This window comes from Embleya sp. NPDC050493, from assembly GCF_044458105.1.
In the GTDB taxonomy this organism is placed as follows: domain Bacteria; phylum Actinomycetota; class Actinomycetes; order Streptomycetales; family Streptomycetaceae; genus Embleya.
In genome coordinates, this window is the sequence record NZ_JBITHP010000029.1 from 97,320 (window position 1) to 113,766 (window position 16,447).

At 72.1% G+C, this 16,447-nt stretch carries 13 protein-coding genes; 2 read left to right on the forward strand and 11 right to left on the reverse strand.

The window, feature by feature from the left end:
• Positions 1-75 precede the first annotated feature (75 nt).
• Both ACIBM5_RS38195 and ACIBM5_RS38200 read left to right on the forward strand, forming a co-directional pair.
• Complete coding sequence (locus ACIBM5_RS38195; protein WP_396011327.1) at positions 76-1,347, forward strand: aminotransferase class I/II-fold pyridoxal phosphate-dependent enzyme; 1,272 nt, start codon at positions 76-78, stop codon at positions 1,345-1,347.
• 217 nt (positions 1,348-1,564) lie between these two features.
• A complete protein-coding gene (locus ACIBM5_RS38200; RefSeq protein WP_396011328.1) occupies positions 1,565-2,401 on the forward strand; it encodes an alpha/beta fold hydrolase in 837 nt (278 codons plus the stop codon).
• Between the two features lie 172 nt (positions 2,402-2,573).
• On the opposite strand, the gene ACIBM5_RS38205 is transcribed toward ACIBM5_RS38200, so the two are convergent.
• The 11 genes from ACIBM5_RS38205 to ACIBM5_RS38255 form a co-directional block, all read right to left on the reverse strand.
• Positions 2,574-3,233, reverse strand: coding sequence for an RraA family protein (locus ACIBM5_RS38205; protein WP_396011329.1), 660 nt, complete (start codon positions 3,231-3,233; stop codon positions 2,574-2,576).
• Positions 3,230-4,759, reverse strand: a complete 1,530-nt coding sequence (locus ACIBM5_RS38210) for a class I adenylate-forming enzyme family protein (RefSeq protein ID WP_396011330.1) — start codon at positions 4,757-4,759, stop codon at positions 3,230-3,232. The genes ACIBM5_RS38205 and ACIBM5_RS38210 overlap by 4 nt, the downstream gene beginning before the upstream one ends.
• 735 nt (positions 4,760-5,494) lie before the next feature.
• Positions 5,495-7,093, reverse strand: a complete 1,599-nt coding sequence (locus ACIBM5_RS38215; protein ID WP_396011331.1) for a hydantoinase B/oxoprolinase family protein — start codon at positions 7,091-7,093, stop codon at positions 5,495-5,497.
• On the reverse strand, positions 7,090-9,195 hold the full coding sequence (locus ACIBM5_RS38220) for a hydantoinase/oxoprolinase family protein (RefSeq protein ID WP_396011332.1): 2,106 nt from the start codon (positions 9,193-9,195) through the stop codon (positions 7,090-7,092). The genes ACIBM5_RS38215 and ACIBM5_RS38220 overlap by 4 nt, the downstream gene beginning before the upstream one ends.
• 73 nt (positions 9,196-9,268) lie before the next feature.
• Positions 9,269-9,574, reverse strand: coding sequence for a ferredoxin (fdxA, locus tag ACIBM5_RS38225; protein WP_391589497.1), 306 nt, complete (start codon positions 9,572-9,574; stop codon positions 9,269-9,271).
• Positions 9,571-10,662: a 2-oxoacid:ferredoxin oxidoreductase subunit beta gene (locus ACIBM5_RS38230; RefSeq protein WP_396011333.1), complete on the reverse strand. Its 1,092-nt coding sequence runs from the start codon at positions 10,660-10,662 to the stop codon at positions 9,571-9,573. Before ACIBM5_RS38230 ends, fdxA begins: the two co-directional genes overlap by 4 nt.
• Positions 10,655-12,523 (reverse strand): 2-oxoacid:acceptor oxidoreductase subunit alpha, encoded by a 1,869-nt coding sequence (locus ACIBM5_RS38235; protein WP_396011334.1) that lies wholly within the window; start codon positions 12,521-12,523, stop codon positions 10,655-10,657. Before ACIBM5_RS38235 ends, ACIBM5_RS38230 begins: the two co-directional genes overlap by 8 nt.
• Before the next feature lie 902 nt (positions 12,524-13,425).
• Positions 13,426-14,205 carry a class I fructose-bisphosphate aldolase gene (locus ACIBM5_RS38240; RefSeq protein ID WP_396011335.1) on the reverse strand — a complete coding sequence of 260 codons (780 nt, stop codon included), beginning with the start codon at positions 14,203-14,205 and terminating at the stop codon, positions 13,426-13,428.
• Between the two features lie 21 nt (positions 14,206-14,226).
• Entirely contained in the window at positions 14,227-14,640 is a 414-nt protein-coding gene (locus ACIBM5_RS38245) for a nuclear transport factor 2 family protein (RefSeq protein WP_396011336.1), read from the reverse strand.
• Positions 14,637-15,098: a VOC family protein gene (locus ACIBM5_RS38250; protein ID WP_396011337.1), complete on the reverse strand. Its 462-nt coding sequence runs from the start codon at positions 15,096-15,098 to the stop codon at positions 14,637-14,639. Before ACIBM5_RS38250 ends, ACIBM5_RS38245 begins: the two co-directional genes overlap by 4 nt.
• An 82-nt stretch (positions 15,099-15,180) precedes the next feature.
• The gene (locus ACIBM5_RS38255) at positions 15,181-16,380 is read right to left on the reverse strand and encodes an aromatic ring-hydroxylating dioxygenase subunit alpha (RefSeq protein WP_396011338.1); all 1,200 of its coding nucleotides are present in this window, start codon (positions 16,378-16,380) and stop codon (positions 15,181-15,183) included.
• Between the last annotated feature and the right edge of the window lie 67 nt (positions 16,381-16,447).

Below are 16,447 nucleotides of genomic sequence, written 5' to 3' on the forward strand. Positions count from 1 at the left end.
GGATCCACCCCGGGCGTGTTGCTAGATTGGCCCTGCCGCAAGTGTCTGCGGCCCTCCGCCTATTTTGGGGATTCCGTGCCGCTCAGCACCACCGTGTCCATTCCGGAAATCGACCTCGTGGCCGCTCGTGAGGAGTACGCCGCCCTGGCGGCGGAGGGCCTCCGTCTCGACCTGACCCGGGGCAAGCCCTCGCCGCAGCAGCTGGACCTGGTCAACGGCCTGCTCGCGCTGCCCGGCGGCGAGGACTTCAAGGCCGCCGACGGCACCGACTGCCGCAACTACGGCGGGCTGAACGGCCTGCCCGAGCTGCGCGCGATCTTCGCCGAGCTGCTCCAGGTGCCCGCCGCGCAGCTGCTCGCCCTGGGCAACGCCAGCCTCACGCTGATGCACGACGTGATCGCCAACGCGCTGCTGTCCCGGGTGCCCGGTGCCGAGCGCCGCTGGGTGGACGAGCCCGAGGTGCTGTTCCTGTGCCCGGTGCCCGGCTACGACCGGCACTTCGGCGTACTGGAGCGGTTCGGCATCGGCATGGTCCCGGTTCCGCTGACCGGCGCGGGACCGGACCTGGACCGGGTGGAGGCGCTGGTCGCCGCCGACCCGAGGATCAAGGGCATGTGGTGCGTGCCCAAGTACAGCAACCCCACCGGCGAGAGCTACAGCGACGAGACGGTGCGCCGGCTGGCCGCGATGCCGACGGCGGCGCCGGACTTCCGGCTCTTCTGGGACAACGCCTACGCCGTGCACCACCTGACCGACACCCCGGTCGAGCTGCTGTCCGTCCTGGACGCGTGCGCCGAGGCCGGGAACCCGGACCGCGCGTTCGTCTTCGGCTCCACCTCGAAGATCAGCTACGCCGGTGCCGGCGTCGCCTTCTTCGGTGCGTCCGAGGCCAACGTCGCCTGGCTGACCGGCCTGCTGGCCAAGCAGACGATCGGCCCGGACAAGGTCAACCAGCTCCGGCACGTGCGCTTCTTCGGCGACACCGAGGGCGTGGTGGCGCACATGCGGCTGCACCGCGAGCTGCTCGCGCCGCGCTTCGAGGCGGTGTACGAGGTGCTGGAGCGTGAGCTCGGCCCGCTCGACATCGCCACGTGGACCCGGCCCGAGGGCGGCTACTTCGTCAGCCTGGAGGTGCCGGACGGCTGCGCCGCCGAGGTGGTGCGGCTGGCCAAGGAGGTCGGCGTCGCGCTGACCCCGGCGGGTGCGGCCTTCCCCGGCGGCAACGACCCGCGCGACCACCAGATCCGTCTCGCGCCCAGCTACCCCACCGTCGACGAGGTGCGCCGCGCGATGCGTGCGGTCGCCGTGTGCGTGAAGCTGGCCGCCGCCGAGGCCGCCGCGGTCTGACGACCCTTCCCGACCCCGTCGCGCTCACCCCCAGGGTGGGCGCGGCGGGGTTTTTGCATGCGTGTGCGAGCACCTGGCTCGGCGGACCCGGTGTCGTCCGTGCGGTGCCGAGTGCGGCCCGCGAGCGCGCTGGGGTCGGCGGAGGCGATGCTTGACATCATCCGGCTAACGCTGTTAGCTACGTGCTGATCGACACCAACGCATGGGGGCACGGATCATGACGGAATTCCTGGAGATCGACGGCGGTCGGCTCGCCTACGACGTGAGCGGGCAGGGTCGGCTGATCGTGCTCGCACCCGGCATGGGCAACACCAGGTCGGTCTACCGCGAGGTCGCCGAACGTCTCGTGGCGTCGGGATACCGGGTCGCCTGCGCGGACCTGCGCGGCCACGGCGAGTCCACCGTCGGATGGCCCACGTACACCCGTACCGACACCGCCGGCGACCTGCTCGCCCTGATTCGACACCTGGGCGGTCCGGCCGTGCTCGTGGGCCATTCCTTCGCCGGCGGTTCCGCCACCATCGCCGCCGCCCGCGAACCGGAACTGATCGACGCGATCGTGGAGATCAGCCCGTTCACCCGGGCCCAGAAGGTCGACGCCAAGGCGTTGCTCTCGAACGCCCGCTACCGCAAGGGGACGACCCTGCTGCTGGGCGCCTGCCTGCTGCGCAGCGTCGGCGTGTGGAAGCGCTACCTCGCGCTCGCCTACCCGGGGACCAAGCCCGCCGACTTCGCCGCATACGTGGCGGACCTGGGCGTCGACCTGAGCCGGCCGGGTCGGATGGCCGTGGTCGCCAAGATGGGCATGTCCGCGCCCACCGACGCCGGTGCGGTGCTCGGCGACATCCGCTGCCCCGCACTGGTGATCGAGGGCGCGCTCGACCCCGACTGGCCGGACCCCGCGGCCGAGGGCGCGGCCATCGTCGCGGCCATGCCGGCGGGCCTGGGCCGACTGGAGGTCGTCGAGGGCGCCGGCCACTACGCACACGGCCAATTCCCGGAGCGCGTGGCCGACGCCATCCAGGCATTCCTGGCGGCCAACGCCCACGACTGACGACCCTTCGCCCGCCGTCGCCGGTCGACTTGCTCCAGGGGTGTGCGAACTGCCGGTGGGATCGGGCCGGTTCGTGCGAAGGACGACGGTTGCGGCTTCGGGGCGACGGTGGCCGGCTGCTCCGCCACCCGTTACCCGCCACCCGCCACCTGCCACCTGCCGACCCGCCGCGTCAGCGGCCTCGCAGACGGGTGATCGCCTCGGCCTTGGGGGTGTAGGCGCGAGGCAGACGCAGGCCGGCGGTCAGGGCGGCCAGCACCTCCTCCTCCGCTCGGTGGTAGGTGAGCGCGTCGGCGAGCAGGGTGTCCGCGTCGGCGGCCGGCAGCACCACCGCGCCGCCGTCGTCCAGCAGGATCGGGTCACCGTCCGTAACCGGGGTGCCGGCGATCTCGATCGGGCCGCCGACCTCGGCGACATGGACGGCGCCCCCGGGACCCGCCGTCGCCTCGGCCAGTGCCCACAACCGCAGGCCCAGCCGGGCCACCGCCGACACGTCCCGGACGCAGCCCTCGATCAGCGCGCCGACCGCCCCCCGGCCCAGCGCGGCGGCGGTCAGAATCTCGCCCCACACCGCGCCGGGCGCCGCGTCCGCGCCGGCGATCACCACGACCCGGCCGCTCAGGTCCTCCGCGAGCAGCGCGTGCAGCGGCTTGAGACCGTGTGCACCCGGGCCCGCCGCGATCCGGACCGTACGGGCCACCCCGAGCACCGCGCCCTCCCCCCGCCGGAACGGCCGCAGCGGCGGGGTCAACCAGCCGGTCCGGCCCCGGAGTTGGAGCAGGTCGGCGAGTGCGGCGGTGGCGGGCAGGGACGCGGGGGCGGCGTCGGTCACGGCGCGGTCCTCTCGGTCAGCAGGAACTTGCGGATCTTGCCGACGGAGGTCCGCGGCAACTCGGCCACCCGCTCGAAGCGCACCGGCCGCTTGGACTTGGCGAGCCGATCGGCGCACCAGTCGGCGAGGTCGTCGAGCGCGGTCGGACCGGCCTCGGGCACCGCCACCACGAACGCGACCGGCACCTCGTCGCGCACGTCGTCCGGCGCACCGACCACCGCCGCCTCCAACACGGCCGGATGCTCGGCCAGGACTGCCTCGATCTCCACGACCGAGACGTTCTCGCCGGCGACCTTGAGCACGTCGCCGCGCCGCCCGGCGAAGTGGAAATGGCCGTCCCGGTCCACCCGGGCGCGGTCGCCGGTGACGAACCAGCCGTCCCGATAGGCGGCGGCGGTCGCGGCCGGGTCGTCGAGGTAGCCCGCGAACAGGCTCACCCCGGGTTCGCCGCCGACCACGATCTCGCCCTCCGCCGCCGGTTCGCCGGTCGCCGCATCGTGCACGGCCACCACGCAGCCGGGCGTCGGCCGGCCCATCGAGCCCGGGACCGGCGCATCGGCGGGATTGCTCAGCACCGCCGGGATGGTCTCGGTCATCCCGTACAACTGGCGCGGCCGACACCCGCCGAGCAGGGTCGCGAACCGCTCGTACTGGTCGTCGGTGACGTTCTGCGCGTACCAGCAGTGCCGCACTCGAAGTCCCGGCGGTGCGTCCCGGTCGGCGGTGCGGGCCAGGATCATGCGGATCGGTGCGGCGAACAGGCTCACATGGGTGACCTCGTGCCGGGCGGCCTGCGCCACGAACCGGCTCGCGGAGAAGGCGGGCATCAACACGACGCTCGCGCCCACCGTGATCGCGGCGGCGAACGAGTAGTACTGCGCATTCGCGTGGAACATCGGCAGCACCACGAACTGCCGGTCCTCCGGGCCGAGTTCGGCGGCGGCGGCCATCACGGCGCCGGCGAAGGCGTAGTTGGCCTGGGTGACGATCACGCACTTCGGCTCGGCGGTGGTGCCCGACGTGAACATCAATCCCGCCGGATCGGTGGGGCCGGGCAGGTGGGCGCCGGCGGCCGTCGGTCGACCGAGCAGGATCGCCAGGTCGGTGTCGTCCTCCGCGATCTCGACCACGGTCGTGCCGGTCCCGGCCGCCGCGGTCCGATAGTCGGCGGCCCGTTCGGGCGCGCAGAAGCCGAGTCGGGCGCCGGTCCGGCGCAGGTGCGCGGCCAGCTCGGGGGTGCGTGCGGAGGGGTCGGAGCACACCATCGCCGCGCCGAGTCGGGCCAGGGCGAGCCAGAGCGCGACGTACGCCGGGCAGTTGCGCAGCGCGATGCCGACCCGGTCGCCGGGCCGGACGCCGCGCGCGAGCAGCCCGCCGGCCACGCGGGCGACGAGGGCGTCGAACTCGGCATAGGTCCACCGGGTCACGCTCGCGTCGGGCGCCTCCCAGATCAGGAACGGCGCGTACGGGTGCGCCACGACCGTTTCGGACCAGCGGGCCGCGAAGGTGGGCGGGACGGACGTCATGTCGACCTCCAGGACATCGACCGAGGGAGCGGGAAGGACCGGGGGAGCGGGAAGGACCGGGCCGGCTCGGCAGGGCGAGCCGGGACGGCCTGAGGGCAACGATCCGGACGCGACCAACCATCGCAGGGCGACCGGCACTCGGATGTGCGTGACGCGGTCAACCCGCACTCGGGTGCGTCCGGCGTGGGCCGTCCGCACTCGGCGGCCCTCGCGTGGGTGACCTGCACTCGGTGCACCTGGCGTGGGCGACCGGCAGGCGGGCGGCCCTCGCGTCGGCGTCCCGCATTCGGCCCGCCTCGCGTGGACGTCTCGCACTCGGGCGCACCTCGTGTGGGCGACCCGCCGCGGGCGGGCCTCGCGTGGGCGATCCGGACGGGTACGTCTTGCGTGGGCCATCCGCACTCGGCGGCCCTCGCGTGGGTGACCCGCACCTGGGTGTTGCCTGGCGTGGGTGATCCGCAGGCGGGCGGGCCTGGCGTGGGCGACCCGCACTCGGCGGCCCTCGCGTGGGTGACCCGCACTCGGGTGCGCCTCGCATGGGCGACCCGCACGTGAGTGTGCCTCGCGCGGGTGGGCCCGTCCGCAGGCGGCGTCACGGGCGCACCCGCGGGCGGGTCCAGGGGGCCGGCCTGCGAGCCGCCGGCCGACCCGGGAGCCGTCGGTTCGGCCCACGGGCCGACCGCAGACCCGCAAGCCGCCTGCCGAGCCGCCGGCCCCCGGGCCGCCCCGCGTCGCTCACCCGATGGCTGCGGCCACCGCGTTCCCGGTCGGGGCGACCGGCGTGCCGTACCCGCCCCCGCCCGGCAGTTCCAGCCGCACCACGTCACCCGGCTGCAGAGTGATCCGGGCCTGGGTGCGCACCGGTTCGCCGTTGACCAGGAAGCGTCCCGTGGCGCCCTCGCCGCCGCCGAAGATCCCGCGTGGGCCGCGTGCGAGCCGGCTGGCCACCGCGTTGAGCACCCAGGGCGAGGGCGAGTCGACGGTGAACTCGATGGTCTGGCCCATCCCGCCCTCCTGCGCGCCCGCGCCGCCCGAGCCGCGCCGAAGTTCCTTGCGCAGGAAGCGGATCGGCGCGGACGCCTCGACCACCTCAAGCGGTACGGCGGACACCCCGGTCGGGTAGGACGTGGTGGACAGGCCCGGCTTGCCGGCCCGCGCGCCGACGCCGCCCGCGTAGGTGAACATCGCGGTGATGAACGGCTTGCCCTCCGCGTCGTGCCCGCTCACCTGCATGGTCCACACCGCCGCCGAACCCTCGGCCATCACCGCCTCCGGCAACGCCTGCGACATCGCGTTCAGCAGCGGCATCGGCAGGAACATGCCGACCACGTGCCGCGCGGTGCACGGCGACGGGGACACCGCGTTGACGATGCTGCCCAACGGCGCCTCGACCCGGATCGGGGCCAGCGAGCCGGCGTTGTTGGGCACGTCCGGGTTGAGCAGGCTGCGCAGGGTGAACGTGGTGTAGGCGTGCGTGTAGTTCTTGACCACGTTGATCCCGAACGGACTCGCGCCGGACGAACCCGCGTAGTCGACCAGGATCTCGCCGGCGTCGGGGTCGATGGTGACCGCGACCCGGATGGTGATCTCCGAGCCGTCCGCGAGGTCGAGGATCGACGCCGCCTCGTAGGTGCCGCCGGGCAGCGCCCGGATGGCCCGCCGGGTGGCCTCCTCGGAGCGGCGGATCACCTCGTCGCCGAGATCCTCGATGTCCTCCAGCGCGTAGGCGTCCAGCAGCGTCTTCAGCCGGGCCGCGCCCACCTCCCCGGACGCCATCTGGGCGTGCAGGTCACCGGCCATGTGGGTGGGCTGTCGGACGTTGGCCAGCACGAAGTCCCAGACCGGCTCGTTGCGTTCGCCGCCGACCATGAGCTTGCTGATCGGGATCCACAGGCCCTCCTCGAACACGTCCCGCGCGCCCGCGCCGATGCCGTAGCCGCCGACGTCGGTGTGGTGGATGGTCGAGCCGAAGAAGGCGATCACCCGCCCGCCGCGCCAGACCGGCACCAGGACGGTCACGTCGAGGAGTTGGCCGGCGGTCTTGTACGGGTCGTTGGTGACCAGTACGTCGCCGGGGGCCAGCGAGTCGACCGGATGCCGGTCCAGGATGTTGCGACACGCGATGGCGAGCGAGTTGATGTGGCCCGGGGTGCCCGTGACGGCCTGGGCGACCATCCGGCCGCGCCGGTCGAACAGCGCGTTCGCCAGGTCGCCGGCCTCGCGCACGATCGGGCTGAACGCGGCCCGCTGAAGGGCCTTGGCCTGCTCGTTGACGGTGGCGACGAGGGAGCCCCACAGGACTTCCAGCTCGATCGCGTCGAAGGTGCGGGTCACGCGGATCCCTCCTCGGAGGCCGTGGTTGCGGTGGCGATGATCGAGCCGTCGGGCGCGACCTCGCAGGTCCAGCCGTCCGGGACGACCGAGGTGGTCTCGCGCTCCTCGATCAGGGCCGGACCGGGGAAGCGGTGGCCGGCGCCGAGTTCGGCGCGGCGGTAGACCGGCACGTCGACGGCGGGCGTGCCGAGCCGGAAGCGGGCCGCGCGATAGCGGTTCGGGGTGGGACTGCCGGTGCCGACCGGCACCGTGGGCACCTCGAAGCCGGGTGCGTCCGACCACGCGGCGACCCGCCAGGTGACCACCTCGACGCCGACGTCGGGGATCCGCAGGCCGTAGATCTTCTGGTACTCGGTGTGGAACTGCTCGACGGTGTCGGCGAGCGAGGTGGGCCACGCGTCGCCCTCGCCGACCCACAGGGTGATCTCGTTGCCCTGTCCCTCGTAGCGCGCGTCCAGGCCGTAGCGGAAGCTCACGTCGCCCTCCTGCGCACCGGCGGCGGCGAGCACCCGGCGCGCCTCCTGTCGCATGTCGGCGAGCAGTGTGTCCCGGTCGGCGGACACGCTCTCGTCGAGCGTGCGGACCATGCTCCGGGCCAGGTCGATGCGGACCGGGCTGACCAGGGTGCCGAACGCGGACAACACGCTCGCGTTGACCGGGAAGATCACCCTCGGCGCCTCCAGGAGTGTGGCCACCCCGCACGCGTGCACCGGCCCGGCGCCGCCGAACGCGATCAGCGCGACGCCGCGCAGATCGATGCCGCGCTCGACGGCGTGCATCCGGGCGGACGCGGCCATGTTCTGGTTGATCACCTCGTACACGCCGACCGCGACGTGGTCCGCGTCGGAGCCGGCGCCCAGCCGCTCGGCCAGCGGGGCGAACGCGGCCCGCGCGGCGGGCAGATCCAACGGCATCTCGTCGCCGAGGAAGTACTGCGGGTCGAGCAGACCGAGCACCAGGTCCGCGTCGGTGGTCGCCGGAACGGTGCCGCCGCGGGAATAGCCGACCGGGCCCGGGTCGGCGCCGGCCGAGTCCGGGCCGACCTTGAGCAGACCCAACTCGTCGACCCGGGCCAGGCTTCCGCCGCCCGCGCCGATCTCGACAAGGTCGACCGAGGGAATCGAGCACGGGTAGCCCGAGCCCTTCTTGAACCGGTAGACCCGGGCCACCTCGAACGCGTTGGTCAACTCGGGCCGGTAGTCCTCGATCAGACAGGACTTGGCGGTGGTGCCGCCCATGTCGAAGCAGAACAGCCGCTCCTCGCCCAGGCGTCGGGCGTACCAGACGCCGGCCAGCGCGCCGGCGGCCGGGCCGGACTCGACCAGTCGGATCGGCACCCGGCGGGCGTCGTCGGCGGAGACCACGCCGCCGTTGGAGAGCATCATCAGCACCGACGCGCCGAAGCCCTCGGCGGTCAGCCAGGCCTGGAGCTCGGTCAGGTAGGGGCCGATCACCGGCATCGTGGCCGCGTTGCACGCGGTGGTGACCATGCGCGGATACTCGCGGATCTGCGGGGTCACCTCGTGCGACGCGCACACCGGCACCGACAGCCGCTTGGCCAGCCCCTCGGCGACCGCGCGCTCGTTGGCCGCGTTCGCGTACGAGTTGAGCAGGCACACCGCGACCGCCTCGACCTCGTTCGCGGCCAACCGGGCGGCCAGTGCGTCGAGTTCGGTCTCGCTCGGTGCGGTACGGACCTCGCCGGTCGCGGTGGTGCGCTCGTCGATCTCGAAGACCAGCTCGCGCGGGATGGGCGGGGCCGGGAACTCGATCTGGAGGTCGTACATGTCGTACCGGTGCTCGTTGCGGATCTCCAGCGTGTCGCCGAAGCCCGCGGTGGTCACCAGCGCGGCGCGGCCGGTCTTGCCCTCGATCAGGGCGTTGGTGATCAGCGTGGTCGCGTGCACGATGGGCCGGGTGATGTCGGCCGGCGTGATGCCGGCCTTGGTCAGCGCGGAGGTCACGCCCGCCCGGACCCCGCCGAGCGGGGCGGACGGGGTGGTCAACGTCTTCTCGACCACCACGCGGCCGGTGTCGGCATCCAGCAGGACCACGTCGGTGAAGGTGCCACCGATGTCTACGGCAAGGCGCCAGTCGGTCACGTCAGGCCTCCTCTTCTTCTCGGTGTGTCCGGAGTGTCTTCTCGATGGGTGGGGACGTGTGCCCCCGGGCGGCTCACCCGGTCGCGGGTCGGGCCGGCAGTGCGGCCACGGCCGCCGGATCGGGCACCGGCTCGACGTCCTCGCGGCCCGCGGTGGCCTCGGTCGCCGCATCCAGGTGCCACAGCCAGTCGGCGGGCAGGTCGTCCACGTGGTAGATGGCCTCGACCGGGCACACCGGCTCGCAGGCGCCGCAGTCCACGCACTGTTCGGGATGGATGTAGAGCATGCGGTCGCCCTCGAAGATGCAGTCGACCGGGCATTCGGCCACGCAGGTGAGGTCCTTGACGTCCACGCAGTTCGCGCCGATGACGTAGGTCACGCGGGATCACCTCCGACGGATCGCGGGTCGGGCACGGTCGGCTCGGGCGCGGTCGGCTCGGGCACCGTCCAGGCGTCGCCGCCGAGCAGGTCGGCGACGCTGCCCGGCCCGCGCTCGGCGAGCGCCCGCCGGCCCTGCTCGACCACCAGGCGGCCGTACGCGGGCCGGCGCACGCTGCGGAACACCCCGATGGGGGTGGGGCCGCCCGCCTCCGGCAACCGGGACAGCGCGAACGCGGGCACCGGGTCGAGCGTCTGCGCGTCGTGCGTCACGGCGATGTCGTCCGGACCACCCGGTCGCAACCCGCCGCCCGGATCGCGCACCACGGTGCGCGCGCCGTCCGGCCCATAGCGCATCGGCTCGCCGTGTTCGAGCCGCAGCAGGAAGTCGTCCCGGATGCCGGGCGTCTTGAGCTGCTCGAACGCGCCGTCGTTGAAGATGTTGCAGTTCTGGTAGATCTCCACAAGCGCGGTGCCCTCGTGGGCCGCCGCGGCGCGCAGCACCGAGGTCAGGTGCCTGCGGTCGGAGTCGATGGTGCGGGCGACGAACCCCGCCTCGGCGCCGAGTGCGAGCGAGACCGGGTTGAACGGGTGGTCGAGCGAACCCGCCGGGGTGGACTTGGTGATCTTGCCGGTCTCGGAGGTCGGCGAGTACTGACCCTTGGTCAGGCCGTAGATCCGGTTGTTGAACAGCAGGATCTTCAGGTTGACGTTGCGCCGCAGCGCGTGGATCAGGTGGTTGCCGCCGATCGAGAGCGCGTCGCCGTCGCCGGTGACCACCCACACGCTCAGGTCGGGCCGGGATACCGCCAATCCGGTGGCGATCGCCGGCGCGCGGCCGTGGATCGAGTGCATGCCGTAGGTGTCCAGATAATACGGGAAGCGGCTGGAACAGCCGATGCCCGAGACGAAGACGATGTTCTCCCGGCGCAGGCCCAGTTCGGGCAGGAAGCCCTGGACGGCGGCCAGGATGGCGTAGTCACCGCAACCCGGGCACCAGCGCACCTCCTGATCGCTGCGGAAGTCGCGGGCGGACAGCGGGGGATCCGCCGCCGGTCCGGCGATGGTGAGAAGCGGTGACTCAGGCATCGGCGGCGACCTTCTCGATCGCGGTGCGCAGTTCGGCCACCTTGAACGGCATGCCGCGCACCTGGGTGAGGGATTCGACGTCGACCAGATACCGGGCGCGCAACAACCGGGCGAGCTGACCCAGGTTCATCTCCGGGACCAGCACCCGCCGATAGCGGGCGAGCAGGTCGCCGAGATCGGCCGGCAGCGGGTCGAGATGGCGTACGTGGGTCCGGGCCACCGAGCCGCCCGCGGCACGAACCTCCGCGCACGCGGCGGCGATCGGCCCGGCGGTGGAGCCCCACCCGAGCACCAGCACCTCGGCGGCCCCGTCCGGATCCTCGACGGTCAGCGGCGGCAGTTCGCGGGCGATCCCGTCCACCTTGGCCCGCCGGGTGCGCACCATGTGTTCGTGGTTGGCCGCGTCGTAGGAGATCTCGCCGGTGCGGTCGGCCTTCTCCAGGCCGCCCACCCGGTGTTCCAGACCGGGCGTGCCGGGCACCGCCCAGGGGCGGGCCAGGGTGTGCGGATCACGCAGATAGGGTTGGAAGCACGGCGCGCCGGCCGCGTCGACCGCATTCGGTCCGGTGGCGAACGCGGGGTCGATCGTCGGCAGTTCGTCGAGATCCGGCACCCGCCAAGGCTCCGAGCCGTTGGCCAGGTAGCCGTCCGACAGGAGCACCACCGGGGTGCGGTAGACGACCGCGATCCGGACCGCCTCGACGGCCGCGTCGAAGCAGTCGCCGGGGGAGGAGGCGGCCAGCACCGGCACCGGCGACTCGCCGTTGCGCCCGTACAACGCCTGGAACAGGTCGGCCTGTTCGGTCTTGGTGGGCAGCCCGGTCGAGGGGCCGCCGCGCTGCACGTCCACGATCACCAGCGGCAGTTCGAGCGAGACCGCCAGACCGATCGTCTCCGCCTTGAGCGCGAGCCCGGGGCCGGACGTGGTGGTCACCCCCAGGGCGCCGCCGAATGCCGCGCCCAGCGCCGCGCCGATCCCGGCGATCTCGTCCTCGGCCTGGAACGTGGTCACCCCGAAGTGCCGATGCCGGCTCAGCTCGTGCAGGATGTCGGAGGCCGGGGTGATCGGGTACGAGCCCAGGAACAGCGGCAGTCCGGCCCGCTCGGCGGCGGCGATCAGCCCGTAGGCGAGCGCCCGGTTGCCGGTGATCGTGCGGTGCCGGCCGGGAGCGCGCGGGGCCGCGGGCACCTCGTGGCTCACCGCGAACGACTCGGTGGTCTCGCCGAAGTTCCAACCCGCGGTGAACGCGGCCACGTTGGCGGCGGCCAGGTGCGGACGCGCGGCGAACTTTTCCCGCAGGAAGGCCACGGTGGCCTCGGTCGGACGGTGATACAACCACGACACCAGCCCCAGGGCGAACATGTTCTTGGCCCGCTCGGCGTCCTTGCGCGGCAGTTCGAACGCGCGCAGCGCCTCGACGGTCAGGCCGGTCAGCGGCACCGCGTGCAACCGATAGTCGGCCAGCGAATCGTCGGTGAGCGGGTCGGTGCCCGCCGGGTAGCCCGCCTTGACCAGGTTGCGCGCGGTGAACTCGTCGGCGTCCGCGATGATCTGGGCGCCGTGCGGCAGATCGGGCAGATTCACCCGAAGCGCGGCCGGGTTCATCGCGACCAGTACGTCGGCCGCATCCCCGGGGGTGGTGACCCGGTGGTCGGCGAACTGCACCTGGAAGGCGGAGACCCCCGGCAGGGTCCCGGCAGGAGCGCGGATCTCGGCCGGAAAGTCGGGAAAGGTGGAGACGTCGTTGCCGAAAAGCGCGGCCTGCGCGGTGAACCGATCACCGGCAAGCTGCATACCGTCCCCGGAGTCACCGGCGAACCGGATGACCACCCGGGATACGGGGGTGACCTGTTGGGACATGATCGCAACTCCTGATCACAGGCATGGCGAAGACACCACTCGACACAAGAAAGGAAGATCGCCGAACGAACAAACCTCGCCCGCCCGCCGCTCGACGACACCGGACCCGCAGCTCCGTCTCGGACCCCAGCCGATTCCACTTCGGCCCGTCCGGCGTTCGAGGCCCGGGAAGCCGCAACTCCCGCTCGGACTCCGGCCGATTCCACCTCAGCCCGTCCGGCGTTTGAGGAGACCGGAATCCGCAGCCCTGCTCGGAAGCCCGGCCGATTCCACGTCGGCCCGTCCGGCGTTCGAGGACCCGGGAATTCGCAGCTCCCGTTCGGACTCCGGCCGATTCCACCTCAGTTCGCCCGGCGTTTGAGGAGACCGGAATCCGCAGCCCTGCTCGGAAGCCCGGCCGATTCCACTTCGGCCCGTCCGGCTTTTGAGAACAAGGGAATTCGCAGCTCCAGCTCGGACTCCGGCCGATTCCCCTTCAGCCGGTCCGGCGTTTGAGGAGACCGGAATCCGCAGCTCCGCTCCGAAGCCCGGCCGATTCCCCCTCAGCCCGTCCGGCGTTTGAGGACACGGGAATCCGCAGCTTCGCTCCGAAGCTGGGCCGGTTCCACTTCAGCCGGTCCGGCGTTTGAGGACACGGGAATCCGTAGCTCCGCTGCGAAGCTGGGCCGGTTCCACTTCAGCCGGTCCGGCGTTTGAGGACACGGGAATCCGCAGCTCCGCTGCGAAGCTGGGCCGGTTCCACTTCAGCCCGTCCGGCGTTTGAGGACACGGGAATCCGCAGCGCCGCTCCGAAGCCCGGCCGAATCCACCTCAGCCCGTCCGGCGCTTGAGGACAACAGGCCGAAGGCCGTTCCCGCCCCAGCCCGTCCGGCGCCTGAGGACCAGCGTGGCCGCAGGCCGAATCAAACCCCACCCCCATGAACCGCATCGCGCAACCGCTCCACGAGCAATTGCGGCTTGGCCGACCCCCACACGTTCCGGCCGAAGGCCACCCCCGCACCGCCGGCCGAGACGACACCCTTGGCCAGCGCGACGACCTCGTCCTCGCTGTCCGACTTGGGCCCGCCCAGCGCCACGACGGGGACCGGACACGCCGCGACCACGGCGGCGAACTCCTCGGGGCGTCCCGGGCAGACCGTCTTGACGATGTCGGCGCCCAGTTCGGCGCCGATCCGCGCCGCGCGGGCCACGTTCTCCGTGGTCCACGGCACCGCTTTGCCCCAGCCGCCGGGAATCATCTCGGCCATCACCGGCAGGCCGAGCTGTTCGCACTCGGAGGTGAGCCGGGCGAGCCGCTGCAACGACAGGTGCTCGTCGGGCGCACCGGGGAAGGCCAGCACGACCACGCAGTCGGCGCCCAGCTTCAGTGCCTGCTCGGGCAGATGCATGATGTCGGTGACATCGCCCGGGGCGAAGTCGCCCAACTCCGAGGCCCCGCCGTCGATCCGCAACACCAGCCCGGAATCGGCGAACGTGTCGGCGTAGGCCCGGGCCAGGTGCCAGGTCGCGAGCACCGCGTCCGGCCCGCCGGCGGCGATCTGCGCCATCGGCTCGCCCAGCGGCGGCCCCTCGCCCATGTAGGCGGCGTGGTCGATCGCGACGAACACCGCGCGGCCGTCCGCGCCGAACATCCGGCGCATCCGGCGGAGCTTGCCTGCCCCGGTGGCGGAAAAGGTCTGCACAGTCGTTCCCTTCGATGGTTGTCAGTGGTTCTTCTCGACGCCGGCCGTCTGCCGCTCGAACTCGGCGCCGTCCCAGTAGTCCACGCGATGCGCGACCAGATCGCCCAGCACGCGCAGTCGGAACACCCCACGGATCCGCACCGGTTCACCGGCCACCGCGCCGCGCGGGCGAAACGTCATGGTGTACGCGAGCGCGGCCCGATCCCCGTCCACGAGCAGGTCCTCGACGGCGTAGTGCAATCCCTCGAATTCGGCCAGGAATCCGGGCAGTCGCTCGCGATACGCGGTGCGCCCGCGCAGACTGCGGCCGAGCGCCGAGGTGTGCTCGTTGTGGAAGTCCTCGCTCACCCGGGCCGCGATCGCCTCCGGATCCCCGGAGTTGAGCGCCGCGACATACGCCTCGACGGCCCGCCGGGTCCGCGCCGGGTCGCTCACGCGTCGGCCCGGTCGCCCCACAGCTCGCGGACCTCCGCGAACACCTGCTGGTTGTGCGAGATCTCCACCACGTTGCCGTCCGGGTCCTTGAGCGCGCAGATGTAGCCCACCGGCGGTGGCACGTCCATCGGCTCCCAATGCAGGCATCCGGCGGCCCGGGCCCGCTCGGCGACGGCGTCCACGTCCGCGCGGGCGGCCACCTCCATGCCCAGGTGCGCGAAGGGGGTCAACTGCGGCTGCGGCTTGCCCTTGTCCTTGTCGAAGGCGACCAGGACCAGCACGAACGGCGTGTGGACCTGGTTGGGGTTGGACAACCAGGCATTGGAACCCGCGGCGTCGCTGTGCCGCGAGACCACCACCAGCGGGGTGAACGAGGTGTAGAACTCGACCGCCGCCTCCAGGTCGGACGACGGCAGCGCGATATGGGTCCAGCGGGCCTCGGTCAGCGTCGGTTCCATCGCGGTGGCTCCTCTCACGTTCCGGTGTGTTCGGGATGGGTGGTGTCGAACCGCCGTGCGGGCGCGGCAGGGGCGGCGGCGCTCAGTCGATCGGGCCGGTGAACTCGTCGGCGGCCAACGGCGTGGCCACGTCCCGGCGGATCTGCCGCATCATGTGCTGCGCGCGGCCCTCCCAGGCACTGGGCGGACCGACCCGGTAGAACGGCGAACGGAGGTTCTCCATGAGCACGGTCACCATGTCCGTGTCCTCCTTGTTGGTCAGCTCCAGGTTGACCAACTCGCGCTCCTGGAGCTCGATGTCCTCGGTCAGTCCGTAGATCCGGGAGAACAACCGGGTCCGGTCCGGTGCGATCGGGTCGGCGCGCACCATGATCAACTGGGATGCGTAGGGCAGCGGCGTGAGGTTGGGGTAGATGAACTCCGCATAGCTCCCGCGCAGGTCCTCCTCGCCCAGGTCGGTGCGCCCGAGCGACATGTCGTACGCGTCGCTGTGCGGCTTGTAGCCGCTGGTGGTCCGGCCCTCGAAGCGCACGATGGTGTCCATCTGCTTGCGCACCTTGTTCAGCCGCCGGTGCACGAACCGCACGTGGTAGTCGTCGTTGGAGTTCTCCACGAACGCCTTCCAGTTGAACGCGTACTCCTCGTCCAACTCGCGGTGGTAGCGGTGGTACTCGCCGATCTTGTACGCCGTGTAGCGCGGCAGCAGCGGCGCGATCCACTCCTCGAACGACGGCGCCTTGTGCGACAGGCACGCGAAGACGAGCTTGTCGAAGGCCACGTGCACCCGGATGGGCACCAGGCCGTACTGCTGCATCGGGAAGTCCGGCCCGTACATCCGGTTCATGTCCGGAATCGACAGCAGCTTGCCGTCCAGACCGTACGTCCAGGCGTGGTACGGGCACGCGAACGCCTTGCCGCAGTTGCCCGCCGCATCGAACGCGACGCCGGAGGCGCGGTGCCGACAGTTGTTCAGGAAGCCCTTGATCGAGCCGTCCCGCTGTTTGACCACCAGCACCGACTGGCTGCCGATCCGCCCGGTGACGAAGTCGCCGGGTCGGCGCAGATCCTCCGTGTCGCCCAGCCACACCCACGAGCGGGCGAACACCCGGATCATCTCCAGGTCGAACAGGTCCCGGTCCCAGACCTCCCACGGCTGCAACATCTCGCTCGGCAGGGGAGCGACCACGAGCCCGTCGCTCTCACGCGCCGCCGCGGTCCGGCGAAGTTCCGCCACCCGCTCGTCCAGGGCACGTTCCGCAGCCCCCAGCTGGTCAGTCGGCACAGCTTCCTCCCCGTCACCTGGGATGTTTGCGATACAGCCGAAGGTAGGCGCCGGGAAACGGCCCCGA